Origin of the sequence: Runella sp., from assembly GCF_027484545.1 — a bacterium.
Taxonomy (GTDB): domain Bacteria; phylum Bacteroidota; class Bacteroidia; order Cytophagales; family Spirosomataceae; genus Runella.
In genome coordinates this window covers 1-5,595 of sequence record NZ_JAIXST010000317.1, presented here as the reverse complement: position 1 = coordinate 5,595, position 5,595 = coordinate 1, and the positions used below count along the sequence as shown (strand labels likewise).

4 protein-coding genes are annotated in these 5,595 nt (G+C 40.2%); 2 read left to right on the top strand and 2 right to left on the bottom strand.

Translation table 11 applies throughout. The features are described from left to right. Nucleotides 1-676 precede the first annotated feature (676 nt). On the top strand, nucleotides 677-2,086 hold the full coding sequence (locus Q0081_RS28270; protein WP_298361429.1) for an alpha/beta hydrolase: 1,410 nt from the start codon (nucleotides 677-679) through the stop codon (nucleotides 2,084-2,086). A 107-nt stretch (nucleotides 2,087-2,193) separates the two neighbouring features. Here Q0081_RS28270 and Q0081_RS28265 read toward each other — a convergent pair whose 3' ends face one another. Beyond that, entirely contained in the window at nucleotides 2,194-2,715 is a 522-nt protein-coding gene (locus Q0081_RS28265; RefSeq protein WP_298361427.1) for a hypothetical protein, read from the bottom strand. 80 nt (nucleotides 2,716-2,795) lie between these two features. On the opposite strand from Q0081_RS28265, the gene Q0081_RS28260 reads away from it, so the two are divergent. Then, nucleotides 2,796-3,821 carry an acyl transferase gene (locus tag Q0081_RS28260; protein WP_298361425.1) on the top strand — a complete coding sequence of 342 codons (1,026 nt, stop codon included), beginning with the start codon at nucleotides 2,796-2,798 and terminating at the stop codon, nucleotides 3,819-3,821. Nucleotides 3,822-3,832: 11 nt separating this feature from the next. On the opposite strand, the gene Q0081_RS28255 is transcribed toward Q0081_RS28260, so the two are convergent. Next, on the bottom strand, nucleotides 3,833-5,092 hold the full coding sequence (locus Q0081_RS28255) for a DEAD/DEAH box helicase (RefSeq protein ID WP_298361423.1): 1,260 nt from the start codon (nucleotides 5,090-5,092) through the stop codon (nucleotides 3,833-3,835). Nucleotides 5,093-5,595: the final 503 nt, after the last annotated feature.

Below are 5,595 nucleotides of genomic sequence, written 5' to 3'. Positions count from 1 at the left end.
TGTAGAGAATGAACTTAATAACAGGCCAAGAAAAAGACATGATTTTCAAACACCAAATCAAATTTTTAATCAATTAACTAACCATCAAGAAGTTGCATTTGTAACTTGAATCCTGCATCCTTTATATAATAAATTTGGTTTTAATGGTAGGTTATATTTTGCACATCGAATTAAGGCGAACTCAAATGGTGAATACTTATGGTGTAGCGATGGTTCGGTTAAAGGTACTTCTTCGATAAATTTAGGGGTTTTCTCTAATTTCACCATATTTAATAATAAGTTATACTTTGCCGGAATCAGTAGTGATAGCATTACTTATAAATATAAGCAAGGTATTTGGAAGCTTGACCCTCAACCTCTAACAATAAAGCATTTTCATCAAAGTTTCGTCAATCCTGATTTTAAAAATCGCCACTCATTAAAAAGTAATACATCAAATTCTACCAATATATTTGAAGTTTGTGCAGACGGTTCTGATGTTTCACTCTTCAAAGTACAAAATTCCAACTATGAAAATCCTCTTTTATTAAAGTTAAGAATCAAAGAAAATACCTCCAATAATGCCAGCCTCTACGGAAGTTTTCAGACTATTTCAATTACAGCGGATAGTCTGGTAGAACGCTATTTTCATCCTACCTACATTGACAATATCAATACCGCCTCTATTGACCTAACCTTGGAGCTTTATGATGTGACTAAACCAAGCATTCCCCTTAATTCATGGCCGCTTAGAGTTTATCATGCTCCGGTAATAATGACGCATGGTTTAAAAGGAGGAATAAGTACGTTCCAAAAAATGGAAGATGAATTAACCGCTATGTACCCAAGACATTTGCTCAGTCGCACTAATTATTCAGAGACAAATACCGCATTTTTCACGACAAATAAATCAGTAGTTTCTAAGGGAATAAAAAATTTACTGGAAACATTACATACTCAACACCGCATCGCCGCAGGAAAAGCAGTGGCGATAGGTCACAGCATGGGAGGAATATTATCAAGGCTATACCTCCAAGATGACGCCTATAAAGGTGACATACAAAAACTGATTACTATTAACACCCCGCATTCAGGCTCACAGGTAGCTGACATGGTATATGACCCTTGGCTTCCTCTCACTCTGACTAATTTACTGAGATTTGGTGCTATGTATGTAGATAACGGTGCAATGAGTGATTTACGAGTAGAAGGCGATGCTATTAGAAAGTTGCTGAACGGCCCGTCGAAAACTCGAAATTTAGTGCCAAGTCATGTGATTGTTACCGACAAATCATGGGATTACAATAATTTAGCTTTAAGTTATCAATTTATTCTTCATTCTACTGAAGAGGCAATTTTTAGCCAAATAGGAAACACTCCAGCTTCTTTATTCGGGGAAGAGAAACATGATTGGATTGTTCCGAGACAGAGTCAATTAGGTGGAATGGTCGGTTGCGTATCCGAGATAAATAATCAATGGCATATGGGATCCACAGATAACCTGACAGTAATTACAATGGTCAGATTGCTTCTTATATCTGATCCACTGGGAAATAAATTCTGTCGGACAGGTTTCAATCCTCCTTTGCTCACGTATCATTCACCCTTTTTCTTGCCATTGCTAAGCCAAGGTACAACTCTGCCTCCTCTGGTTATTACTTCACCGGAAAGAGGAGTTTTTCCTTATAATTTGCAATACTTCAATGTAAATGTATCAGGAACAAACTTATCGGAAATAACCTCCTATGTTTCTTATAACAGAGATTCTGTTTATATAGGTCAGGTCCAAGGCAACAAAGCTAATTTTCAATTTTCTAACTATACAGTTCCTTCTAAACGCGAAGTAGTAACAATAGGGAAAACTATAACCGGTGAAAAAATTTCTGTCAGCGTAACTGATACTTTTTGCGAGACTATGAAATCGGGTAATTGGGACGATGTTGCTGTATGGAAAGATGGGAGAGTGCCCACTGCAAGTGATGTAGTTATCCTAAATTCAAACCATCTCATTTCTATTCGGACAAGTGCACGTGTTAAAAGTCTATTGTTAAAAGGTGGGAATTATGAAATCAAGGCACAAGGAAGCCTGAAAATTGATGCAAATTGAATAAATATGCTGAAAATTTCCCAAACTTTTCAATAATTAAGAAGGAATTACCTGCAAGGCTGAAACTATAAATTTGTAAAGCTATTTCAGGGATAAACACTCAATCATCAAAACAAAATAGGTACTGACATTGTATCGGATTCTACTACGTTGCTGACGTTGAAGGCGCGGTCGCGTACCTTTATTTGAAATTTCACCGTAGTTAACTTGGCGTTTCGAGAGTAGGGAAAATAAACGGCGTAATCCAGTTTTCCTTCAATGGGGCCTTTTTTGCCATCCGGTTTTAAGACCGGGAAAAACAATTTTGAGTTGGCGGCCAAAATCACCTCCTGATACTGATTGCCGGTCACTTTTCTAAAGGTGCGCAACTCGTAGTTTCCCCAAGTATCGTAACGGGAGTTACTTCTATTGGCAGTACTTTCTCCTAAGTCACCGTCGCCGTCTTTGAAGTCAATGGTAACTACCACCGAGTCTTGTTTGGCTTTGGAGAAAGGTTCAATCACTTCAAACTTGGTCATGCTGTTAAACACGATTTCGGGTACCAGACTATAGTCTGGAGGAGTAAAACAGCCGGTGGTTGAAACTGCAAATAATAATAGGGTAAAAGAAAAACGAATAAAGCCCTTCATGTTTCTTGTTAATTTTGTTCTAAATATTGGAGAAAGTTAATAGTTATTCGTTATCGGTCAGTAAAAATAGCCCCAATTTAATGTCAATATACCAAAATCTGCGGGAATCTGTGCGTCTGGTGACGAATGATACCTTTGAAACAGTTGCTCTGGAGGTGTTTCGTTATCAAGCTTTTCACAATTCGATATACCAAAAATACATCACTTACTTACGTATAAATCCCGAAAAAGTGGGTTCATTGGCCGAAATTCCGTTTATGCCCATCGACTTTTTCAAGCATCATTCCATTTTGACTGATTCACCTGCGATTCAAACTACTTTTGAAAGCAGCGGCACCACTGGAGCCCAAACGAGTCGGCACCACGTGGCCGATTTAGATTGGTACAACGACATCAGTCTTGGGATTTTTGAACAAACCTATGGCCTTTTGACTGACTTCCATTTATTGGCGTTGTTGCCATCCTATCTTGAACGAAATAACTCCTCTTTGGTGTATATGGTTGAACAATTTATTGCGCAAACGCAGTCGCCCGTTTCAGGTTTTTTTCTGCATAATGTGGATGAGTTGTTGATCACTCTTCAAAAATTGGGGGCCAATTACGATGGGCGAAAAGTGATAGTATGGGGAGTAACATTTGCCCTGTTGGATTTGGCGGAAGGAAAGCAGGAATTGGCAGATATTCAGGCAATGCCAAATCTAATTGTTATGGAAACTGGAGGAATGAAAGGACGCCGCCGTGAAATGCTTCGCGAAGAAGTGCATTACGTATTGACAAAAGCTTTTGGGGTCAAAACCATTCATTCGGAATATGGAATGACTGAACTGCTTTCACAATCGTATTCAAAAGGCGATGGAATTTTTAAAACATCGGCTACGATGCGCATTTTATTACGCGACATCAATGACCCCCGAACGGTAGTGGCGGGGCCTCAATCCGACTTTCGCTACGGAGGAATTAACGTCATAGATTTAGCTAATCTGGATTCCTGCGCCTTTATCGAGACGCAGGATTTGGGCCGTTACGCAAGCGACGACGCGACGGAATTTGAGGTTATCGGTCGATTCGACAATTCGGATGTACGAGGGTGTAATTTGATGATTTAAGGCAGGAGAAATTACTTCTTCCGATTCATTTTTTTACCTTTCCGTACTTTCCGCTCTGCTTCCAATGCTTCGATTTCGTCGAGCAGTGATTTTACGTTACCTGCGGTTTCGTTACTGAAATCAATAGTGCCTTCGTATTCTGACTTGCTGATTTGCAATACATCGATGGGTTTATCCAAGAAGGTTTCGATTTCGGCCAAAATGGGCTTTTCTTCGGTGCTGCAAAAAGAAACGGCATTTCCTTTATTGGTGCCGCGACCCGTGCGTCCTACGCGGTGAACGTAGTTTTCGGCCTGTTCGGGCAAATCGTAGTTAACGACGTAATCAACGTTGGCAATGTCAATTCCGCGGGCGCTGATGTCGGTCGCTATCAGCACTTTTACTTTGCCGCTTTTAAAATCATTCAGGGCCGACAAACGGTCTTTTTGTTCTTTATCGCCGTGCAGGGTTTGGCTTTTGAGTCCCATACGTTCCAACGCACTGAATACCCGCTCGGCTCTTACTTTGGTTCTGATAAAAACCAAAATTTTACTTTCGGGATGTTCATTAATAATGCGTTCTAAGAAAAAACGTTTATCGTCCATTTCGACAAAAGCCACAAAATGTTCAATATTCTTAGCGACGGGGTCTTTGGGGGAAATTTGAATCCGAATAGCCCCGCTGTTAATCAGGGAATACGCTAATTTCTTGATTTTTTCATCGAGCGTAGCGGAGAAAAACAGGGTTTGACGACGACGCGGTAAATGTCGGAGCAAATCGCGTATGTCTTTGATAAAACCTAAATCCAGCATGTGATCGGCTTCGTCCAAAATCAGCACTTCCACACGTTCCAGTTTAAGGTGTCCCTGACTTACCAAGTCAAACAGACGCCCGGGAGTAGCAACAATCACATCCACGCCTTTTTCCAGTTTCGCAATTTGCGGGTCCTGCGCTACGCCGCCAAATAAGCCCAAGGTTTTTACCAACGTAAAATGGCCTAATCGGTTAAATACTTCGGTGATTTGGAGCGCCAACTCGTGGGTAGGTACCATCACAATGCACTTCACACCGTCGGGACGACGGCTGTTTTTCTTGCGTTCATTGAGCAAATGAATAATTGGAATGGCAAAAGCGGCGGTTTTTCCCGTCCCCGTTTGGGCAATTGCCAATACATCTTCGCCCTTCAAAATGGAAGGAATGGCCTTAAACTGAATATCAGTAGGGCGTTTGAAACCTAAATTTTCTAAGCTTTTTTTTATTTCGGGGGCGATATGATAATCTTCAAACTTCATGTGCTTGCTCTTTTGAGGGGCAAAGGTACGAAGTAGAACAGTCTTGTTTCAATAATGCCAAGGATTCCGCCGCCAACACATTGAAATATGCTTCATATCCTATGTTTTATTCTTCTGTTTCTGAACACAGAGAAGATGTATATATTTTGAGTAAATAGTATGGATTTTTATCCTCTTTAAATTAATTGTTGCTGTAAATAATCCGTTGCAGAACGCAGATTCACTTTTGGCAATAGGCCTTAGAACATCAGGAATAGACTTTTCCATGCTGAAAATTTTAGTTGCAACGGATTATTTACAGTACCAATTAATTTGATTGGTTTATTGCTATATCTGGCAGTGCGCGCAAAGTAATGCTATAACAAAAAAATAGACAACGGGGGCAAATGCCTAACTTTGGAGTGACTAAACTCAAAGATTATGTACCTATTTTGCCCAAGTTGTCACAGCACAAAGCTAAAAAAGAATGGCCCTACTCACTACGGTAATCGCAGCGGCGAACC